Origin of the sequence: Streptomyces sp. NPDC007917 (genome assembly GCF_042959105.1) — a bacterium.
GTDB lineage: Bacteria > Actinomycetota > Actinomycetes > Streptomycetales > Streptomycetaceae > Streptomyces.
This window is the reverse complement of the sequence record NZ_JBIBKK010000001.1, coordinates 293,487-314,507: the sequence shown is the minus strand read 5'-3', so window position 1 is coordinate 314,507 and position 21,021 is coordinate 293,487. Positions and strand designations below refer to the sequence as shown.

General features: G+C 73.9%; 12 protein-coding genes and 3 pseudogenes. 14 read left to right on the top strand and 1 reads right to left on the bottom strand.

What is annotated here, in order from left to right:
• Positions 1–137: 137 nt before the first annotated feature.
• Both ACFZDL_RS01360 and ACFZDL_RS01355 read left to right on the top strand, forming a co-directional pair.
• A complete protein-coding gene (locus ACFZDL_RS01360; protein WP_353590724.1) occupies positions 138–2,180 on the top strand; it encodes a spermidine synthase in 2,043 nt (680 codons plus the stop codon).
• A gap of 111 nt (positions 2,181–2,291) precedes the next feature.
• Entirely contained in the window at positions 2,292–4,766 is a 2,475-nt protein-coding gene (locus tag ACFZDL_RS01355; protein ID WP_353590723.1) for a tetratricopeptide repeat protein, read from the top strand.
• A 69-nt stretch (positions 4,767–4,835) separates the two neighbouring features.
• On the opposite strand, the pseudogene ACFZDL_RS01350 reads toward ACFZDL_RS01355, so the two are convergent.
• Positions 4,836–6,592 (bottom strand): annotated as a pseudogene (locus ACFZDL_RS01350) (hypothetical protein).
• A 190-nt stretch (positions 6,593–6,782) separates the two neighbouring features.
• On the opposite strand from ACFZDL_RS01350, the gene ACFZDL_RS01345 reads away from it, so the two are divergent.
• From ACFZDL_RS01345 to rsgA, 12 genes and pseudogenes are all read left to right on the top strand, one after another.
• Entirely contained in the window at positions 6,783–7,964 is a 1,182-nt protein-coding gene (locus tag ACFZDL_RS01345) for an ROK family transcriptional regulator (protein ID WP_353590722.1), read from the top strand.
• A 275-nt stretch (positions 7,965–8,239) separates the two neighbouring features.
• Positions 8,240–10,747: a PQQ-dependent sugar dehydrogenase gene (locus tag ACFZDL_RS01340; RefSeq protein WP_353590721.1), complete on the top strand. Its 2,508-nt coding sequence runs from the start codon at positions 8,240–8,242 to the stop codon at positions 10,745–10,747.
• A 147-nt stretch (positions 10,748–10,894) separates the two neighbouring features.
• Positions 10,895–12,028 (top strand): inositol-3-phosphate synthase, encoded by a 1,134-nt coding sequence (locus ACFZDL_RS01335; protein ID WP_353590720.1) that lies wholly within the window; start codon positions 10,895–10,897, stop codon positions 12,026–12,028.
• Positions 12,025–13,035 (top strand): SCO3242 family prenyltransferase, encoded by a 1,011-nt coding sequence (locus tag ACFZDL_RS01330; protein ID WP_353590719.1) that lies wholly within the window; start codon positions 12,025–12,027, stop codon positions 13,033–13,035. Before ACFZDL_RS01335 ends, ACFZDL_RS01330 begins: the two co-directional genes overlap by 4 nt.
• Positions 13,032–14,018 carry a sugar phosphate isomerase/epimerase family protein gene (locus ACFZDL_RS01325; protein WP_353590718.1) on the top strand — a complete coding sequence of 329 codons (987 nt, stop codon included), beginning with the start codon at positions 13,032–13,034 and terminating at the stop codon, positions 14,016–14,018. The genes ACFZDL_RS01330 and ACFZDL_RS01325 overlap by 4 nt, the downstream gene beginning before the upstream one ends.
• The gene (locus ACFZDL_RS01320; protein ID WP_353590717.1) at positions 14,015–14,698 is read left to right on the top strand and encodes an EboA domain-containing protein; all 684 of its coding nucleotides are present in this window, start codon (positions 14,015–14,017) and stop codon (positions 14,696–14,698) included. The genes ACFZDL_RS01325 and ACFZDL_RS01320 overlap by 4 nt, the downstream gene beginning before the upstream one ends.
• On the top strand, positions 14,698–15,546 hold the full coding sequence (locus ACFZDL_RS01315; protein WP_353590716.1) for a TatD family hydrolase: 849 nt from the start codon (positions 14,698–14,700) through the stop codon (positions 15,544–15,546). The genes ACFZDL_RS01320 and ACFZDL_RS01315 overlap by 1 nt, the downstream gene beginning before the upstream one ends.
• A 3-nt stretch (positions 15,547–15,549) precedes the next feature.
• Positions 15,550–16,425 (top strand): annotated as a pseudogene (gene eboE, locus ACFZDL_RS01310) (metabolite traffic protein EboE); the annotation flags it as partial.
• Positions 16,426–16,614: 189 nt separating this feature from the next.
• Positions 16,615–16,908, top strand: a pseudogene (locus ACFZDL_RS01305) (xylose isomerase); the annotation flags it as partial.
• On the top strand, positions 16,905–18,371 hold the full coding sequence (locus tag ACFZDL_RS01300) for a nucleotide pyrophosphatase/phosphodiesterase family protein (RefSeq protein ID WP_353590714.1): 1,467 nt from the start codon (positions 16,905–16,907) through the stop codon (positions 18,369–18,371). The pseudogene ACFZDL_RS01305 and the gene ACFZDL_RS01300, both read left to right, overlap by 4 nt.
• Positions 18,368–19,507 (top strand): sugar phosphate isomerase/epimerase family protein, encoded by a 1,140-nt coding sequence (locus ACFZDL_RS01295; RefSeq protein WP_353590713.1) that lies wholly within the window; start codon positions 18,368–18,370, stop codon positions 19,505–19,507. Before ACFZDL_RS01300 ends, ACFZDL_RS01295 begins: the two co-directional genes overlap by 4 nt.
• A gap of 341 nt (positions 19,508–19,848) precedes the next feature.
• Positions 19,849–20,937 (top strand): ribosome small subunit-dependent GTPase A, encoded by a 1,089-nt coding sequence (rsgA, locus tag ACFZDL_RS01290; protein ID WP_353590712.1) that lies wholly within the window; start codon positions 19,849–19,851, stop codon positions 20,935–20,937.
• The last annotated feature ends 84 nt before the right edge of the window (positions 20,938–21,021 follow it).

Sequence of the window (21,021 nt, the reverse complement as noted above, 5' to 3'; positions counted from 1 at the left end):
GCGCCTCCCGGAAACCGCAGGGTGGCATGGGCCACCGACAGCCCGGTTGGCCCCATCAGGTGACACGCGCCTGCCAGGTGGCGCACGTGCCGCCGGGGCTGCTCGACCTGCCCCTGCTCAGATGACACCGTCCAGGCATGGACCACAGCGCTCGAACGCGGAACCTGCGCCCGAGGCTGGTGCTCGCGAGCGCCACCATGCTCTTCGTCGAGCTGGCGCTGATCAGGTGGACCGGCGCCAACATCGTCCACCTGAGCTACTTCTCCAACTTCATCCTGCTGGGCTCGTTCCTCGGCATCGGCCTGGGGTTCCTGATCCCGGCCGGGCGCGGGCAGTGGCTCATCCGCTGGGCGCCCGTGCCGCTCGCCGTCCTCGTGGTCCTGGTGCGGGCGTTCCCCGTACAGGTGCGGCAGACCAGCGGGGAGGTCATCTACTTCACGGCCGTGAAGACCACGGGACTGCCCCAGTGGGTGACCCTCCCCATCCTGTTCGGGCTCGCCGCGCTCATCATGATGGCCATCGGCAAGATCACGGCGGACCTGTTCCGCCGGCTGCCGTCGCTGGACGCCTACCGCTACGACCTGCTGGGCTCGCTGGCCGGCTCGCTTTCGTTCGCCGCGCTGTCCTGGCTGCGCGCCCCGTCGGTGGTGTGGGGGGCCCTCGCCGCGGTGGCGCTGCTGGTGCTGGGCGGGCGTCGCAACACCGTCCGGTACGCGGTGCCGCTGGCCGTGGTGGTGGCGGCGCTGACGCTGGAGTCGCTGGCGAGCGGCATCTCCTGGTCCCCGTACTACAAGATCGAGCTCAAGCGTGCGACCTCGGGCAGCCGGGACTACAAGATCTCCGCCAATGGTGTTCCGCACCAGAGCATCGCACCGCTGAAGGTGCTGCGGCGCTCGGACTCCCCGTACGAGGAGCCGTACCGGGAGACCCCGGCCAACCCCCACCGCCGCATCCTGGTCATCGGCGCCGGCAACGGCAACGACGTCGCCGTCGCGCTCGCCCACGGCGCCCGGCGGGTGGACGCCGTCGAGATCGACCCCAGGCTCCGTCAGATCGGCGCCGACCTGCACCCCGACCGGCCCTACGACGACCCACGGGTGCATGTCCACATCGACGACGGACGGGCCTTCCTGGAGCGCACCGACGCCCGCTACGACCTGGTGGTCCTCGCCCTGCCGGACTCCCTGACCCTGGTGTCCGGCGCCAGCAACCTCCGCCTGGAGAGCTATCTGTTCACCCGGCAGGCCTTCGAGGCGGCACACCGCCACCTGGCCCCCGGCGGCGCGTTCGCGATGTACAACTACTACCGGCAGAACTGGCTCATCGACCGCTACGGCTCCACCCTCACCTCGGTCTTCGGACACGCGCCCTGCATCACCCACTACGGCGGCAAGAAGGCCGCCATCCTCGTCGCCGGGGCCACCCCCGGCGACCAGCGGTGCGCCACCGCCTGGCGGCCCTCGGGCCCGGTGCCCGCGGCCGCCACCGACGACCACCCCTTCCCCTATCTGCTGCACCGCACCATCCCCAGCCTCTACCTCTGGGTGCTGGGCGCGATCCTGCTGGTGACCGTGGTGTCGGTGCGGCTGACCGGGGTCCGGGTCCGGCGCACCGTCAGATACACCGACATGTTCCTGCTCGGTGCCGCCTTCATGCTGCTCGAGACCAAGAACGTGATCGGGTTCGCCCTCTACTTCGGCACCACCTGGCTGGTCAACGCCATCGTCTTCGCCGGTGTCATGCTGGCCGTCCTCGGCGCGGTCGAGACCCGGCGCCGGATGCGCCACGTCAAACAGTCCGTCCTGCAGCTGCTGCTGTTCGCCACCCTGGCCGTGTCCTGGCTCGTCCCGACCCATCTGGTGCTCGGGCTGCCCTTCGCGGCGCGCCTGGCCGCGGCGATCGCCCTGGCCTTCGCCCCGATCTTCTGCGCCAACCTCATCTTCTCCGACCGCCTGGCGGCGGCCCCCGACCCCACGGCCGCCTTCGGGGCGAACCTCCTGGGCGCCCTCACCGGCGGCACGCTCGAATACCTCGCCCTCGTCACCGGCTATCAGGCGCTGCTCCTCGTCGTCGCCGCGCTGTACGCGGGAGCGTGTGTCGCGATGCGCTTCACCCGCCGTACCCGGGGCCCGGCGGAGCCCGTCGAACGGCTCACGGTCGAGCCCACCACCCATCCCTGACCGCTGCCGGGACGTGCGACACGGAGCGGGCGCGGTCGCCCCGATGACCGCGATCTTCCCGATACCGTGTCCACAGACGCGAGTTGGGGGTGGGCTGTGGAGCCGTTCACGATGGCGGCGGTGGCTTCGGCGGTCACCACGGTGACCTCGGGCGCCCTGTCGGGTGCGGGCGGGGAGATGGGGCGGCGGAGCTCGGAGGCGCTGGCCGGGCTTGTACGGAGGATGCGGGGCCGAGACGTGGGTCCTGCCCCCGGCCCCGGCTCGCCGGGGGACACCGGCCCCGAGCCGACGGACGCGGAGCCCGAGGCGTCCGCGGACCCCGGCGTCCGCGCGGACGAGCCGCCCCCGCTGCCCGCTACCGACGAGGAGCGGCGCGAACTGGCCCGGCAGCTGTGGGAGAGCTCCCGCACCTCTCCCGGCTTCGCCCGCGACATGGCGGCCTGGCTGCGGGAGGCCGGGTGGCTGGGGGCCCGGGCAACCCCCGCCGTGGCCCCCGGGGCGTCCCGCCCGCGGATGCTGCCGCCCGCGAACGCCGCCTTCACCGACCGCGAGGCGCTGCCCGAGCAGATCGCCCGGGTACTGGACGGCGGGGACAGGCCCGCGGGCGTCCCGGCGGTCGTGGTGCTGGTGGGGCCCGGCGGCATCGGGAAGACCGCGGCGGCCGTGCACAGCGCGCACCGGCTCGACGAGCGCTTCCCCGACGGCCAGCTCTACATCGACCTGCAGGGGCAGTCCGCGGCGACGGCGCTGACCCCCTCCGAGGCGCTGGTCCGCCTGCTGGAGGCGCTGCGGGTGCCGACCGGCCGGCTGCCGGCCGACGAACGGCGGCTGAGCGAGCTCTACCGCGACTGCGCGGCCGAGCGGCGCATGGTCGTCGTACTGGACAACGCCCACTCCGAGCGGCAGGTCCGGCCGCTGCTGACCGCCGCCCCGGAATCCCTCGCCATCATCACCAGCCGCTACCGCCTCGACCGGCTCGCGGCCGATCCGGGCGCCCGGGTGATCAGGCTCGACCCGCTCACCACCGCCGACTCGGTCCGGCTCCTGACCCGCATCGTGGGCCGGGACGCGACGGCCGGCCGGGGGCCTGGCGTCGCGGCGGTCGCGGAGCGGTGCGGCGGGATTCCGCTGGCGCTGTGCGAGACGGGCGCCCGCGTCGCCGTACGGGAACACCTCACCTGGGACACCGTCGAGCGACAGCTGTCCGAGCGGGCACACCGCGGGGAACAGGAGGCCACCTCCATGGACGACCGGTCGGCCCGGGGCGCGGTGGACCTCACCACCGACGTCACCTACGGGGAGCTGAGCCCGCGGGCGGCCCGGCTGTACCGGATGCTGGGGGCGTGGCCGTGGCCCGGCATCAGCGTGGGGGCCGCGCGCAAGGCCGTGGACGCGGCGGACGACGACGAGGCGCGGACGCTCCTCGACGAGCTGGCGGGCGTCCATCTGCTCGAGGAAGTGGGGGAGGAGCGCTACCGCTTCCACGACCTCGTACGCGAACACGCCGCGCGGCGCGGCGAGACGGAGGACCGCCACGCGGACCGCGCGGCCGCCGTGCGCCGCGTCGTCGGCTGGTACCTGGGGTTCGCGGCGGCCGCCGACATCCGCGTCATCCCCGGGCGCTGGCGGCTGGGCCCCGCCTACGCGCGGCTCGCGCCGCCGGCGGACCGCGACTCCACGCACCCGGTCGGCCGCCTCGCCCTGGCCGAGCTGCGCGCCGAGCGCGAGAACCTGGCCGCCGCGGTACGGGCCGCCGAGCACTACGGCTTCGACGAACTGGCCTGGCAGCTGTGCGAGGCGATGTGGGGCCTCCATCTGCGCCTCGGCTTCCACGAACAGTGGGTCGAGACCCACCTCAGGGGCGTGGCGGCCGCCCGCCGGAGCGCCGCTGAGTTCGGCGACCCGCGGGCCGAGGGCCGGATGCTGGTCCAGCTCGCTTTCGCCCACATGGGCCTCGAACGCTGGGCCGAGGCCGAGGAGGCCCTGCTGAACGCCGCCGCCGCGGACGAGCGGGCCGGGCACCACCGCGGCCGGGCGACCGCCGTCGAGGCGCTTGGGCTGCTGCGGCTCAAGCAGTGGCGATACCCCGAGGCACAGCGGAGCTTCGAGGAGGCCCGGCAGGTGCTGGGGCGGATCGGCCCGGGGGACGACGGGGAGGCGGACGTACCCCGCGCACTGGCGCTGCTCGAGCACCACATCGGCCGCGCCCTGCGCGGTCAGGGGCGCCTGCCCGAGGCCGTACGCGGACTCCACGAGGCCCTGGCCCGCTTCCGGGCCCTGCCCGAGCCCGATCTGTACAACGAGGGACGGGTGTACATGAGCCTGGGCGAGACCCATCTCGACGCCGACGAGCCGGAGTCGGCCCGCGTCTGTCTCGACGAGGCCATCGCCACCATGGGCCGGGAGGGCGCCGAGCTGCAGCACGCCGACGCCGCGGAGATGCGGGCCCGCTGCGCGAGGGCGCTGGGCGACCCGGCCGGGGAGGCCGCTGATCTGCGCACGGCCGTCGCGCTGTACGAGACGGCGGGCGACGACGCGTCCGTCGCCCGCGTCCGCGCGCGGCTGGCGGAGCTGACGGAGGCCTGACGTGCGGTGAGTATCGGACGGCGACACGCCGTGGTGCTGGCATGTCGCCGTCCGATACCCACTACAAAGTCACCGGCATCGGGGCTGGTCCGGGGACAGGCGCTCCACCGCGACCCGGTGGTGCGCCGCCCCGGTGACCACGGTCAGCTCCGCCCGCGCCGCGCCGAGGGGCCCCGCCCCGAGCCAGGCCAACAGCGCCGACGCGTAAGCGGCCGGGTCGCACAGATCGGCCCGGCCCGTCTCGTCGGGGGCGGCCGTCAGCCGCACCAGATCCCCCTGCCGGGTGCGCACCGTGCAGCGGTCCGGGCCGGTCACATACACGGCCAGGGCGCAGTGCGGATGGCGCGCCAGGACCTCCGCGGTCCAGGCGGCGGGCGGGCCGACCCTCGGGTCGTCCTCCGCGGCGTACCGCACGACCACATCCGCGACGCCCAGCCGCCCCGCGTCCTGGGTGTCCTCGTGCACCACCGTGTGCGCGCCGTCGGCGTCCGGGTCCTCCGGCTCGTGGGCGGCGTCGGCGTGGCGGGTGACCGCGACCGTCGGCGGGTCGGCGGCGATCAGCCGGGTCAGGACCCGTACGGGCGCGGTGCGCTCGGCGGGCTCGTACGGCGGCAGCGGCAGCCGGTCGAGGAGGGCGCGGCGGTCGGCGGGCTCGGGGATGCCGATGAGGTCGTAGAACAGGCGGCGCAGGAGACCGGCGGAGCGGCCCGGCGCGGACGTGGTCTGGGCGGCCAACTCGGCGTAGCGGCCGGGGTCGTGGCCCTGGAGGACGCGCTCGATCTGCGCCCGCAGGCTGCCGTGCGGGCGGAGCCTCGGGGCGGCCCGGCCGAGCGCGGCGACCGGCGAGGCGGGGTCGAGGTCGCCGGCGGGGAAGGCGCCGAGGAGCACGGGCCTGCCGATGGAGGCCGCGTAGTACGTGACGCTGCCGTGGTCGCCCAGGACGCAGTCCGCCGCTATCAGGGCCTGTCGCCAGCCGTGCAGCTCCGAGATCAGGCCGAGACCGGCCCGCCGCGCCCGGTCCAGCCAGCCCCGGACCTGTCCGGGGCCGTGCCCGTGCCAGATGTTGGGGTGCAGAACGGCCACCGTGCGGTACTCGTCCGCCGGCAGCTCGGCCGCCAGGCGGGGCAGCAGCCAGGGCAGCAGATCGCCTTCGCCTCCGTCGCCGAAGAGCGAGCGCGGCGCCCATGTGGAGCTGACCACGACCAGCCGCTGGTGCGGCGCCACTCCGAGCGCGCGGCGGAAGCGCTCGCGGTACGGGAGGGCGTCAAGGATGCGGTCGTAGCAGGGGTCCCCGGCGAGGACGGCCGTCGGCGCGGCCTCCGGGCAGGCGGCGCCGAGCCGGTCGAGCTGCTCGGGGTGGGACAGGACGGTGGCGGAGGCGATGGGGCGGCCGTCGTGCAGCAGCCACTCGGGCGCCAGCCCGAAGACCGGTGTTGTCCGGTGTTGTCCGGTGTTGCCAGCCTCTTATTGTACCCAACGCCATGCGACAGCACGGCCACATCGCCCCGCAGCGCGTGGAGTTGGCCGCCGTAGCTCGCGGACAGCGCCAAGTCGACGGGGGTGTCCTTCGCCTGCTCCCAGGGGAGTACGGGCAGCCCGGCGGCGGCCAGCAGCTCGGGGACCCCGGCCAGAAAGGGCGAGGACCGGGTGCAGGTCGCCAGCAACTGCACCCGCGGATCGCCGCTGAGCAGCGGGAGCACATCCAGCAGCCGGGTCGCGGAGGTGACGTTGTGCACCACGAGCAGCACCCGACGGCACTCGGCCCGGGTCACCCACCGCTCCGCGTCGGCGCCGACCGGAACCCTCAGCCGCGGTGTGCCCGTCATCCTGGCGATCTTACCGTCGGTGACGATGGTCCTTCTTCGAGCCGCATCCCGCCGATCTTTGTCCTGTGAGTGGAGAAAGTAGGGGGTAATCCCTGCACAACTTCTTCCCAGGTTCGACAGCCGCTGCTACGTTCCCTACGAAAGCCCGGCACCGGGGCGGAATCTGGGCGGGGAGGGGATCGTGAGACGCATGACGGCAAGACCGGCGAGCGCCCACCAGGCGCGCCTGCTCAAGCTGTTGCGCGACGCCGGCCCCAGCTCCCGTGCCCAGCTGGGCGACCAGGTCGACCTGTCCCGGTCCAAGCTGGCCGTGGAGCTCAACCGGCTGCTGGAGACGGGCCTGGTGGTGGCCGACGGGCTCGCGGCCTCGCGCGGCGGCCGCCGCTCCCACAACGTCCGGCTCAACCCGGGCCTGAGGTTCCTCGGCGTCGACATCGGCGCGACATCGGTCGACGTCGCCGTCACCAACGCGGAGCTGGAGGTCCTCGGCCACCTCAACCAGCCGATGGACGTCCGTGAGGGCCCCGTGGCGGTCTTCGAGCAAGTCCTGGACATGGCCGGGAAGTTGAAGGCCACCGGGCTCGCCGAGGGCTTTGACGGCGCCGGCATCGGCGTGCCCGGGCCGGTCCGCTTCCCCGAGGGCGTTCCGGTGGCCCCGCCGATCATGCCGGGCTGGGACGGCTTCCCCGTACGGGAGGCGCTCAGCCAGGAACTCGGCTGCCCGATCATGGTCGACAACGATGTGAACCTCATGGCGATGGGGGAACAGCACGCCGGAGTCGCCCGTAACGTCGCCGACTTCCTCTGCGTCAAGATCGGCACCGGCATCGGCTGCGGCATCGTCGTCGGCGGTCGTGTCCACCGCGGCACCACCGGCAGCGCGGGCGACATCGGCCACATCCAGGCCGTGCCCGGCGGCAGGCCCTGTGCCTGCGGCAACCGGGGCTGCCTGGAAGCCCACTTCAGCGGCGCGGCGCTGGCCCGCGACGCGGTGCAGGTGGCCCAACAGGGCCTGTCCCCGGAGCTCGCGGCCCGGCTGCGGACGAACGGCACCCTCACCGCCGCCGATGTCGCCGCCGCGGCCACTGCGGGCGACACCACGGCACTGGAGCTGATCCGCGAGGGCGGCACCCGCGTCGGCGAGGTCATCGCCGGCCTCGTCTCCTTCTTCAACCCCGGCCTGTTAGTGATCGGCGGCGGGGTGACCGGCCTGGGCCACACCCTGCTCGCCGCGATCCGCACCCAGGTCTACCGCCAGTCGCTGCCCCTGGCGACCGGCAACCTGCCCATCGTCCTGGGCGAGTTGGGCTCCACCGCCGGCGTCACCGGCGCGGCCCGGCTGATCAGCGACCACCTCTTCTCACCCGCCTGAGCGACCGCCTCTTCTCACCCGCCTGAGCGACCACCTCTTCTCACCCACGCAAGCGATCACAGCCTGCTCCTGGAACGACTGCGCGGCGCCGCGCCGACCGCAGGCGCGGCACGCCCCGACACCGGCCCACGGCTTCAAGCCGCCGTCGGCCCCCTCCGATGCCACATTCTCCAACTGACCCCGGACACCGAGGTCAGTTGTCACAGCTCCGGGATGACGGCGCATCCCGGCGTACGCGCCCGCCCGTACAACCAGCCCCATTCTGGAGGCATTTCGTGCACGGGAACGACCGCATCACCCGCACCCGCACCCGCCCCCGAACCCGCAGACCGCGTCTGCGCAAGGCGATCGCGCTGCTCAGCGGCGCCCTCATTGCCGGCGCCGGCCTGACCCTCACCACCCCCCAGGCCGGCGCAGCCGTCGCCGGCCAGGAGAAGGCCGCGGCTACCGCGGCGGCCGAGGACTTCCAGCAGGTCACCCTCGCCAAGGGGGAGGCGGAGGTCGGCGAGCCCATGTCGCTTGCCGTCCTCCCCGACCGCTCGGTCCTGCACACCTCCCGCGACGGCGAACTGCGCCTGACCGACGCCGCGGGCAACACCAGGCTCGCGGGCAAGCTCGACGTCTACTCCCATGACGAGGAGGGCCTGCAAGGCATCGGCGTCGACCCGGGCTTCACCGACAACCGCTTCATCTACCTCTACTACGCGCCCCCTCTGAACACCCCGGCGGGCGACGCCCCCGAGACCGGCACCGCCGCCGACTTCGCGCCCTTCGACGGCGTCAACCGGCTCTCCCGTTTCGTGCTGAAGACCGACGGCACCCTCGACACCGCCAGCGAGAAGAAGATCCTCGACGTCCCCGCCACCCGCGGCCTGTGCTGCCATGTCGGAGGCGACATCGACTTCGACGCGGCCGGCAACCTGTACCTGTCGACCGGCGACGACACCAACCCGTTCCAGTCGGACGGCTATACCCCGATCGACGAGCGCGCGAACCGCAACCCCGGCTTCGACGCCCAGCGCTCCGCGGGCAACACCAACGACCTGCGCGGCAAGATCCTGCGCATCAAGGTCGAGGCCGATGGCTCGTACTCCATCCCCGAAGGCAACCTCTTCGAGCCCGGCACCGACAAGACGCGGCCCGAGATCTACGCGATGGGCTTCCGCAACCCGTTCCGGTTCAGCGTCGACAAGAAGACCGGCATCCTGTACGTCGGCGACTACGGCCCCGACGCCGGCGCCGCCGACCCCGGCCGCGGCCCCGCCGGACAGGTCGAGTTCGCCCGCGTCACCGGCCCCGGCAACTTCGGCTGGCCGTACTGCACCGGCGCCAACGACGCCTACGTCGACTTCGACTTCGCCACCCGCACCTCCGGCGCCGCCTTCGACTGCTCCGCCCCGAAGAACACCTCGCCGCACAACACCGGCCTGACCGACCTGCCCCCGGCGCAGCCCGCCTGGATGCCGTACAACGGCGGCTCCGTCCCGGAGTTCGGCGACGGCTCCGAGTCCCCGATGGGCGGCCCGGTCTACCACTACGACCCCACCCTCGACTCGCCCGTGAAGTTCCCCGAGGCCTACGACGGCGACTTCTTCGCCGGTGAGTTCGGCCGCCGCTGGATCAAGCGCATCAGCAGCGACGCCGACGGCACGGTGCAGTCGATCAACGACATCCCCTGGAGCGGCACCCAGGTGATGGACATGGCCTTCGGCCCGGACGGCGCGCTGTACGTCCTCGACTACGGCACCGCCTGGTTCGGCGGCGACGAGCACTCGGCGCTGTACCGCATCGAGAACGCGACCGACGGCCACTCCCCGTCACCCCAGGCCGCAGCCGACCGCACCTCCGGACAGGCCCCGATGAAGGTCCAGTTCTCCTCCGCCGGCACCACCGACCAGGACGGCGACAAGCTCACCTACAGCTGGGACTTCGGCGACGGCACCACCTCCACGGCCGCCAACCCGGCCCACCGGTATTCCAGGAACGGCACCTACACCGCCACCGTCACCGCCAAGGACCCCTCCGGCCGCACCGGCAGCGCCAGTGTGCAGATCGTCGTCGGCAACACCGCGCCCAAGGTCGTCCTCGAGACACCCAAGGACGGGCAGCTGTTCAGCTTCGGCGACGCGATCCCGTTCACGGTGAAGGTCACCGACCCCGAGGACGGCCGCACCATCGACTGCTCCAAGGTCAAGGTCACCCTGATCCTCGGCCATGACACCCACGGCCACCCGCTCACCTCGGCCACCGGCTGCTCCGGCACCATCCAGTCCAGCGCCGACGGCGGCCACGACGAGGACGCCAACATCTTCGGCGTCCTGGACGCCGAGTACACCGACGGCGGAGGCGGCGGCCAGGCCCCGCTCACCTCGCACGACCGACACGTCCTGCAGCCCCGCCACCGCCAGGCCGAGCACTTCGGCACCAGCTCCGGCGTGACGGTCGTCGCCCATGACACCGCCCAGGGCGGCAAGGTCGTCGGGGACATCGACAGCGGCGACTGGATCGCCTTCAAGCCCTACGTTCTGAGCGACGCCACGAAGATCACCGCGCGGATCGCCTCCGGCGGCGCGGGCGGCACCCTCGAGGTCCGCGCGGGCTCGGCCACCGGCACCCTGCTCGGCAAGGCCACGGTGCCGGTGACCGGCGGCTGGGAGACCTACCAGGACGTCTCCGCCGACCTGTCCCGCGCACCGCGCTCCACCACCACGCTCTACCTCGTCTTCAAGGGCGGCAGCGGCGCCCTCTACGAGATCGACGGCTTCACCTTCACGACCCGCTGAGCCCGCCGCGGGTCACTGAACGGCGGCGGGCGGGAGACGCCGGACTCCCGCCCGCCGTCACCACCCCTCATCCCACCCCCCTCATCCCTCACGGGGGTACCCCCGCATCCCTTCCGGGAGTTCGTGCCCGGGACAAGGAGGCTGTCCATGTCCGCGTCCCTCACCCGTCCCCCTCGGGTCGGCGTCTGGCTGGTCGGGGCCCGCGGCTCCGTCGCCACCACCGTCGTCGCCGGATGCGCCGCCGTGACCGCGGGGCTGCGCCCGCCGACCGGCCTGGTCACCGAGGCGCCCGCCTTCGCCGGCCGCGGCCTGCCCGCCCTGCCTGCCCTGTCTTCGTTTGTCTTCGGCGGCCACGACACCACGGACTGCCCCCTGCCCAAACGCGCCGAGCAACTGGCCGCGGGCGGCGTCCTGGCGCCCGGCCTCCCCACCGCCGTCGCGGCCGAACTCGCCGCCGCCGACGCGGAGATCAGGCCCGGCGGCCCGCTCCCCGGCGACACCCGGGACGACGACGAACTGATCGCCGCCTTCGCCGCCGACCTCCAGGACTTCGTCACCCGACGCGGCCTCGAGCGCGCGGTCGTCGTCAACGTCGCCTCCACCGAACCGGCCCCGACCGGCACCCGGCTCCCGCCCAGCTCGCTCTACGCGGCCGCCGCCCTGCGCGCCGGCTGCCCCTACGTCAACTTCACCCCGTCCACGGGCCTGCACCACCCGGCGCTCGCCCCGCTCGCCGCATCGAGCGGACTGCCGTACGCGGGCCGCGACGGCAAGACGGGCCAGACCCTGCTGCGCTCCGTCCTCGGCCCCATGTTCGCCCAGCGGGCCCTGGACGTCCGGGCCTGGTCCGGCACCAACCTCCTCGGCGGGGGCGACGGCGCCTCCCTCGCCGACCCGGCCGCCGCCGCGGCGAAGAACGCCGGCAAGGAACGCGTCCTCGCGGACACCCTCGGCACCACCCCCCAGGGCGAGGTCCACATCGACGACGTGCCCGCGCTCGGCGACTGGAAGACCGCGTGGGACCACGTGGCCTTCGACGGCTTCCTCGGCACCCGCATGGTCCTGCAGACCATCTGGCAGGGCTGCGACTCGGCCCTTGCCGCGCCCCTGGTCCTCGACCTGGCCCGGCTCGTCGCCCGCGCCCACCAAACCGGTCTGCGCGGCCCCCTCGCCGAACTCGCCTTCTTCTTCAAGGACCCGGTCGGGGACGCGCCGTCGGCGCTGGGGGAGCAGTACGCGGAACTGGTGCGGTTCGCCCGGACGCTGGGGGAGAGCCAATGAGCCGACCGCGCGCCTGGGCCGAACTGCTGCGCCTGCCCGCCCTGTTCACCGTCCCAGGCGACGGGCTGGCCGGGGCGGCCGCCGTCGCCGCCCGCCCCGACCGCCGCACCGCGCTCGCCGTCGGCTGCTCGCTGTGCCTGTACGAGGCCGGGATGGCCCTCAACGACTGGGCGGACCGGGCGGAGGACGCCGTCGAGCGCCCGCACCGTCCTCTCCCGTCCGGCCGGGTCCGCCCCGCCGCCGCCCTCGCCGCGGCCTGCGCCCTCACGGCCGCGGGCCTCGCCCTGGCCGCCCGCGCGGGGCGCCCGGCGCTGGCGGTCGCGGTGCCCCTGGCGGCCACCGTCTGGTCGTACGACCTGGCCCTGAAGCGCACGCCCGCCGGGCCCGGCGCCATGGCCGCCGCCCGCGGCCTCGACCTGCTCCTGGGCGCCGCGGCCACCGCCGGCCACATCCGCCCGGCCCTGCCCTCGGCCGCCTTGCTCTCTACCCACACCTTCGCCGTCACCGCCGTCTCCCGCCAGGAGACCCGCTACGGGACCCCGCTCGCCCCGCTCGCGGCGCTGGCCGCCACCGCCACCTTGACCCGGCTGCTGCCGGGCGGCCCGGGGCGCGAGGGGGAGGGGCGCCGCCGACCTGCCCTGACAGCCGCGCTACAAGGGCAGGTCGGCGCCTTGCGATCGGCCTTCCCCAGCCACCGCTGGGAGGTGCCCCCCGACGCCGCTGCTCGGCCCACTCCCTCGCGCAGCCCAGGCCGCAACCGGCCAGCGGCCTTCCTCACCACCGCCCTCGCCCTCAACTACGCCGCCGCCACGGCCCGCCCCTACCTCGACGCCGCCCTCAACCCCTCACCCCCGCTCACCCAGCGCGCCGTGGGCGCCGGCATCCGCGCCACCATCCCGCTGCAGGCGGCCCTCGCCGCCCGCGCCGGAGCCGGCGCCACCGCGCTGGGCACGGCCGCCCTCACCGCGCTGGCACGGCGCTTCTCCAGGCGGGTGAGCGTCACATGACCCCCCACGGGAGCACCCTGCGGTTCGGCTACGGCACCAACGGCCTCGCCGACCTCCGCCTCGACGACGCCCTCGCCCTCCTCGCCGACCTCGGCTACGACGGTGTCGGCCTGACCCTCGACCACATGCACCTCGACCCGCTCGCCCCGGACCTCGCCGCCCGCACCCGGCGGGTGGCCCACCGCCTGGCCGCCCTCGGACTCGGCGTCACCGTGGAGACCGGCGCCCGCTACGTCCTCGACCCACGCCGCAAGCACGGCCCCTCGCTCCTCGACCCGGACCCGGAGGCCCGCGCCCGCCGCGTGGACCTCCTGCTGCGCGCGGTCCGGGTGGCCGCCGACCTCGGCGCGCACGCCGTGCACTGCTTCAGCGGAATCGCCCCGCCCGATGACGACACGGCCACGGCCTGGCAGCGGCTGGCCGCAACCCTCACCCCGGTCCTGGAAGCCGCCGCCACCGCCGGGATCCCGCTCGCCATCGAACCCGAACCCGGCCACCTCCTCGCCACCCTCGGCGACTTCCACCACGTCCGCCGCCTCCTCGGCGACCCCACCGCGCTGGGCCTCACCCTGGACATCGGCCACTGCCAGTGCCTGGAACCCCTGCCGCCCGCCGACTGCGTGCGCGCCGCCGCGCCCTGGCTGCGGCACGTCCAGATCGAGGACATGCGGCGTGGTGTCCACGACCACCTCCCGTTCGGGGAGGGCGAGATCGACTTCCCGCCCGTCCTCGCCGCGCTCGCCGCGACCGGCTACCGGGGCCTGACCGTCGTCGAACTGCCCCGCCACTCCCACGCAGGCCCCCACCACGCCGAGACCTCCCTGCCGTTCCTGCGCCACGCGGCCGCCACCGCGCCGCCGAACGCACGGCTCACCGCAGCCCCAGCCACCGCCCCGGCTGATGCCTCGGCCGCTGCCGTGCCGGGCGTTGCCCCGGCCACCACCGCCTCCGCCACCACCGTGCCGGAAGGGAGCACCCCATGACCCACTCGCCCGCCACGGGAACCGGCCCGGACACCACCCCCGACGCCCTCCGCGACCACCTGGACACCCACCTCCACCCGGCCGCCCGCGCCTGGCTCCGGCAGGCGCTGGACGAGGCCGCCCACCCCGGCGGTCCCAAGCCGATCCCCGTGTGGGAGCTGCGCGTGGCCGAGGCCGGGCGGCGCTGCGGCAGCCGGCACGCCGACGCCGCCCGCGTCCTGATCCTGCACGCGGCCCGCGCCGACGCCGCCACCCTGGCCCGCCTCTACCACCGGGGCTCGGCCGCCGAACGCCGCGCCGTGCTGTGCGCCCTGCCGCACCTGGTGCCAGGCCCTGACGCGGTCCCCCTGGTCGAGGACGCCCTGCGCACCAACGACACCCGCCTCCTCGCCGCCGCCCTCGGCCCCTACGCGGCCCGCCACCTCGATGCCCACAGCTGGCGGCACGCCGTACTGAAGTGCCTGTTCTCCGGCGTCCCCGTGGACGCGGTGGCCGGCCTGGCGGCGCGCGGACGCGGCGACGCCGAACTCGCCCGCATGCTCGCCGACTACGCGGCGGAGCGCACCGCCGCCGACCGGCCCGTGCCCGCCGACCTGTACCGCGTCCTGGACCTGGCCGCCGAAGACCCCGAGGCGGACGAGGCGGACGAGGCGGACCACCCCCACGGCAAGGAGTCCTGATGCGTCTGTTCGACCCGCACATCCATATGACCTCCCGCACCACCGACGACTACGAGGCCATGCGCGCCGCCGGCATCCAGGCCGTGGTCGAGCCGTCGTTCTGGCTCGGCCAGCCCCGCACCTCGCCCGCCTCCTTCCTCGACTACTTCGACTCCCTGCTCGGCTGGGAGCCCTTCCGCGCCGCCCAGTACGACATCGCCCACCACTGCACCCTCGCCCTCAACCCCAAGGAGGCGAACGACCCCCGCTGCGTCCCCGTCCTCGACGAGCTGCCCCGCTACCTCGTCAAGGACCAGGTCGTGGCCGTGGGGGAGATCGGCTACGACTCCATGACCCCCGCCGAGGACACCGCCCTCGCCGCGCAGCTCCAGCTCGCCGCCGACCACGGCCTGCCCGCGCTCGTGCACACCCCGCACCGCGACAAGCTCGCCGGTCTGCGCCGCACCCTCGACGTCGTCCGCGAGTCCGCACTGCCCGTGGACCGGGTGCTGGTGGACCACCTCAACGAGACGACGGTCAAGGAGGCCAAGGACAGCGGCTGCTGGCTGGGCTTCTCCGTCTATCCCGACACCAAGATGGACGAGCGCCGGATGGTGGCGATCCTGCGCGCGTACGGGCCCGAGAAGGCGCTGGTGAACTCCGCGGCCGACTGGGGCAGGAGCGATCCGCTGAAGACCCGCAAGGTGGCCGACCTGATGCTGGCCGAGGGGTTCACCGGGACGGATGTGGACCGGGTGCTGTGGCACAACCCCGTCGCCTTCTACGGGCTCAGCGGCCGCCTGGACCTCGAGGTCGCCCCGCCGGAGGCCACCCACGAGGGCAACTCCGTGCTGCGCGGAGGGGAGTGAGCGATGCGCTTCCGCCACCCGGACGGCACCACCGTCCACCTCGCCTACTGCACCAACGTGCACCCCGCCGAAACCCTCGACGGCGTCCTCGCCCAGCTCCGCGACCACTGCGCGCCCGTCCGCCGCCGCCTGGGCCGCGACCGCCTCGGCATCGGCCTGTGGCTCGCCCGAGACGCCGCCCGCACCCTCGACACCGACCCCTCCGCGCTGCGCGCCCTGCGCCGCGAGCTCGACCGCGGCGGCCTGGAGGTCGTCACCCTCAACGGCTTCCCGTACGAGGGCTTCGGCTCCGCCGAGGTCAAGTACCGCGTGTACAAGCCGGATTGGGCCGATGCCGAGCGCCTGGAGTACACCACCGCGCTGGCTCGCATCCTCGCCGGCCTGCTGCCCGACGACGTCACCGAGGGCAGCGTCTCCACCCTGCCGCTCGGCTGGCGCACCACCTGGAGCGCCGAGCGCGCCCGCGCGGGGCAGCGGGCGCTGGCGACCCTCGCCGAGCGCCTGGACGCCCTGGCGGAACTGACCGGCCGGAGCATCAGGGTGGGCCTGGAACCGGAGCCCGGCTGCACCGTGGAGACCACCGGCGACGCCCTCGTCCCGCTCACCGCCGTAGGCCACCCCCGCATCGGCGTCTGTGTCGACACCTGCCATCTCGCCACCTCCTTCGAGGACCCGACGGCGGCGCTGGACGCGCTCACCGCCGCGGGCGTCCCCGTGATCAAGTCCCAGCTGTCGGCCGCCCTGCACGCCGAACACCCCGACCGGCCGGAGGTCCGCGCGGCCCTCGCCGCCTTCGCCGAACCCCGCTTCCTGCACCAGACCCGCACGCTCACCGCGACCGGCCTGCGCGGCACCGACGACCTCGACGAGGCCCTAAGCGGCCTCGGGGAAGTGAGGCACGCCCCCGCGCCGCCCGGCACGGCACCTCGCCGCGTTGTCGCAGCACCCGAGTACGCCCAGTACGAGGGCGCCGCTCCGCCTTGCGACGCTCCCCCAGCTACCGCTGGGAGGGGCCCCCTGCACCGGACGACGCGGGAACGCACCCCACCTCCCCGAGGCCGCTTGGGCGGTTCGGCCCTGCCCTCCACCACCCCCTGGCGCTCCCACTTCCACGTCCCGCTGCACGCCGCCCCCGCCGCGCCCCTCACCTCCACACTCCCGGTCCTGCGGGCCGCCCTGGCCCGCCTCGTCGGCGGCCCGCACCCGCTGACCCGCCATCTGGAGGTCGAGACCTACACCTGGCAGGCGCTCCCGCCCGACCTGCGGCCCCGCGGCCGGGACCGGCTCGCCGACGGCATCGCCGCCGAACTCGCCCTCGCCCGCGACGAGCTGACCGACCTCGGGCTGAAGGAGCTGCCATGACCAATGCCGTGACCAATGCCATGACCACTGCCGTGACCGGGCCCGCGCGCCGCCCCACCCCGCTCCTCGTCCTCGACGTGGTCGGCCTCACCCCCCGGCTCCTCGACCGCATGCCCCACCTCAAGGCACTCGCCGAGGCCGGCTCCCGGGCCCACCTCGGCACCGTTCTGCCCGCCGTCACCTGCGCCGCCCAGTCCACGTTCCTCACCGGCACCCTGCCCTCGGAACACGGCATCGTCGCCAACGGCTGGTACTTCCGCGAACTCGGCGACGTCCTGCTGTGGCGCCAGCACAACGGCCTGGTCGCCGGGGACAAGGTGTGGGACGCGGCCCGCCGCGCCCACCCCGGCTACACGGTCGCCAACATCTGCTGGTGGTACGCCATGGGCGCCGACACCGACCTCACCGTGACCCCGCGCCCCGTCTACTACGCCGACGGCCGCAAGGAGCCGGACTGCTACACCCGGCCGCCCGCCCTGCACGACGAACTCACCGAGACGTTCGGCACGTTCCCGCTGTTCCACTTCTGGGGACCCGGAGCCGATCTGGTCTCCAGCCAGTGGATCATCGACGCCACCCGCCACATCCTCCGCACCCGCCGCCCCGACCTGGCGCTCTGCTACCTCCCGCACCTCGACTACGACCTGCAGCGCCACGGCCCCGACGACCCGCGCTCCCTGAAGGCGGCAGCCGACCTGGACGCGGCCATGGCCCCGCTGCTGGACGACGCCCGCGCCGAGGGCCGTACGGTCGTCGCGCTCTCCGAGTACGGCATCACCCGTGTGAGCAGGCCCGTCGACATCAACCGCGCCCTGCGCCGGGCCGGCCTGCTGGAGGTGCACACCCAGGACGGCATGGAATACCTCGACCCGATGGCGTCGCGCGCCTTCGCCGTCGCCGACCACCAGATCGCCCATGTGTACGTCCGCCGCCCCGAGGACATGGCCGCCACCCGTGCCGCCCTCGACGGACTGCCCGGCATCGAGCAACTCCTCGACGACGAGGGCAAGAAGGCCCACCACCTCGACCACGCGCGCTCCGGCGAACTGGTCGCCGTCGCGGAACCGGACGCCTGGTTCACGTACTACTACTGGCTCGACGACGCCCGCGCGCCCGACTTCGCGCGCCTGGTCGAGATCCACCGCAAGCCCGGCTACGACCCGGTCGAGCTGTTCATGGACCCGCTCGACCCCTACGTCAAGGTCAAGGCCGCCACCGCGCTCGCCCGCAAGAAGCTCGGGATGCGCTACCGGATGGCGGTCGTCCCCCTCGACCCCACCCCGATCCGCGGCAGCCACGGCCGCCTGCCCACGAGCGACGACGACGGTCCGCTCCTGCTGTGCTCCACCCCCCGCGCCGTCGGCGACCGCATCGCGGCCACCGACGTGAAGTCCCTGCTGCTCCACCTCGCCGGTCTCGACCCCGACGGCCCCCCAGACGAAACGAAGGAAGGCACCCCGTGAACCACACGCCTGACACCGACGACCAGCTGCGCCGCAGCCTCGGCATCGGCCGCCGCCGCTTCCTGAGCACCTGCACCGCCGCCGCGGCCGGGGCGATCGCAGCCCCCGTCCTCGGCGCGAGCCCCGTGCAGGCCGCACCCCGGTCGGCCGGCACCGGCAGAGGGCACGCGCTCATCCCCGCCGACAGGCGCGGCATCATCCTCTACACGGTCCGCGACGCCATCGGCCGCGACCCGCTCGCCACCTCCCTCCCCTCCGGCTTCCGGGCCGTCTTCGAACAGCTCGCCCGCTTCGGCTACCGCCAGGTCGAGTTCGCCGGCTACGGCCAGCACCCGAACGCACCCGGCGGCGCGAGCCTGGAGTCCGTCGAGGGCGCCAAACTGCTGCGCCGCTGGCTGGACGACAACGGGCTGCGCGCCCAGGGCAACCACGGCTTCATCCCCGGCTCCTGGCCCCTGACCAGCGCGGACCTGGACACCTTCAAGAAGCACCTGGAGATCGCGAACATCCTCGGCCTGGCCCACATGGGCACCGGCGGCGACCCCACCGGAAGCGCCTACAAAGCCGACTGGGACGTGGCCGCCGACAAGTGGCACGCCCTCGGCGCGATCGCCCGCCGCGCCGGCCTCAAGCTCTACACCCACAACCACGACGCGGCCTACGGCTTCCTCCTCGACGGCGGACCGCTGGACGACCAGGGCCGCCCCACCCGCAGCTCTGGCATCCGCAAGCTGGAGTACTTCCTGTCCATCACCGACCCCCAGCTGGTCTGGCTGGAGATGGACGTCTTCTGGGCACACGTCGCCCAGTACAAGTTCCGCACCTATACCGCTCACGACGGCTCCACCCGGACGAACGTCTTCGACCCGGCCGGCCTCGTCACCCGCCACAACAAGCGCTACCCGCTGTTCCACGCCAAGGACGGCGTCGTCAACACCACCAACGGGATGGGCTACGACATGGTCCCGTTCGGCACCGGCGTCATCGACTACACCACGTTCTTCTCCCGCGTGGGCCACCGCGACTACCACAACCCGATGGTCGAGCAGGACAACGCGCCGAGCACCACCAACCCGGGCCAGTCCCTGGAACACGCGGCGATCGGCTACCGCAACCTGGCCGCCCTGCGCCGCTAGAAGCGAGCACGGGCGGAGGGACTTCCGGGCGACCCGGACCGCCCTCCGCCCGTGCCGGCGGCTGAGCGGAATTCGGTGGCGCGCGCGGGCGGGCGCGCCTAAGGTGGGCGTAGATCGCGGTTGCTGCGGCTGCTGTTTCCGGCTGCCGCTGTCGACCCTTTGAACAGGCGTATGAGGAACGGGAGGTGTGTACCGATGGCTGTCACCGTGATGGGCGCTGCCCTCATCCAGAAGTTCATCCACTCCACCTCCGCGGTCTCCGGCTGACCTCCTCGCCTCACCCGAGCTTCATCCGCGCCTGTTGTGCGCGCCGCCGGGGCCGCCCTTGTGAAGGGTTCCCCTTGAATTTCTCTTCTCTTCTCGCTTCCTACGGCTGGGACGAAGGCTGGGAGGCCGAGTTCGCCCCGTACGCCGAACAGGGCCTGGTGCCCGGGCGTGTCGTGCGGGTCGACCGGGGCCTGTGCGACCTGGTCACCCCCGAGGGCGGTGTGCGCGCCGACACCGAGTTCGTCGTACCCCGCGACCCGATGAAGGTCGTGTGCACCGGCGACTGGGCCGCGGTCGACGCGGCGGGCGACCCGCGGTACGTTCAGGCGCTGCTGCCGCGCCGCACCGCGGTGGTGCGGTCCACGTCCTCGCAGCGCTCCGAGGGGCAGGTGCTGGCCGCGAACGTCGACCACGCCGTCGTGGCCGTCTCCCTCGCCGTCGAGCTCGACCTGGGCCGCCTGGAGCGGTTCCTGGCCCTGGCCTGGGAGAGCGGCGCCCAGCCGCTGGTCGTCCTGACCAAGGCGGACCTGGTGCCCGACCCCGAGGTGCTGTCCCACCTCGTGGCGGACGTCGAGACCGCCGCGCCCGGCGTCCAGGTGCTGACCGTCAGCTCCGCGGCCGGCGAGGGCCTGGACGTGCTCGGCGCCGTGCTCTCCTCGGGAACCTCGGTGCTGCTCGGGCAGTCCGGCGCCGGCAAGTCGACGCTCGCCAACGCCCTGCTGGGCGAGGCCGCACAGCAGGTGCACGAGGTCCGGGACGCCGACGGCAAGGGCCGGCACACCACGACCACCCGCGATCTGCTCCGGCTGCCGTGGGGCGGGGTCCTCATCGACACGCCCGGCGTACGCGGCGTCGGGCTGTGGGACGCCGAAGAAGGCGTCGCACAGGCGTTCTCCGAGATCGAGGCGCTGGCCGAGCAGTGCCGCTTCCACGACTGCGCACACCGGGCCGAGCCCGGCTGCGCGGTGCTCGCCGCGATCGAGAACGGCACACTGCCCGAACGCCGCCTCGACAGCTACCGCAAGCTGCTGCGCGAGAACGAACGCCTCGCCGCGCGCACCGACGACCGGCTCCGCGCCGAGCTGCGGCGGACCTTCAAACAGCGGCAGGCCCTCGGCCGGCACATGATGGAGCGCAAGCGGGGGCCGATGCGCAAGCCGTGACGCCGCCCGGGCTCTCTGCTCCGGCTCCGTTGTTTCGTGTGGCCTACACCGGTGACTTGGGGCCAGGATGGCCCCAAGAAACCG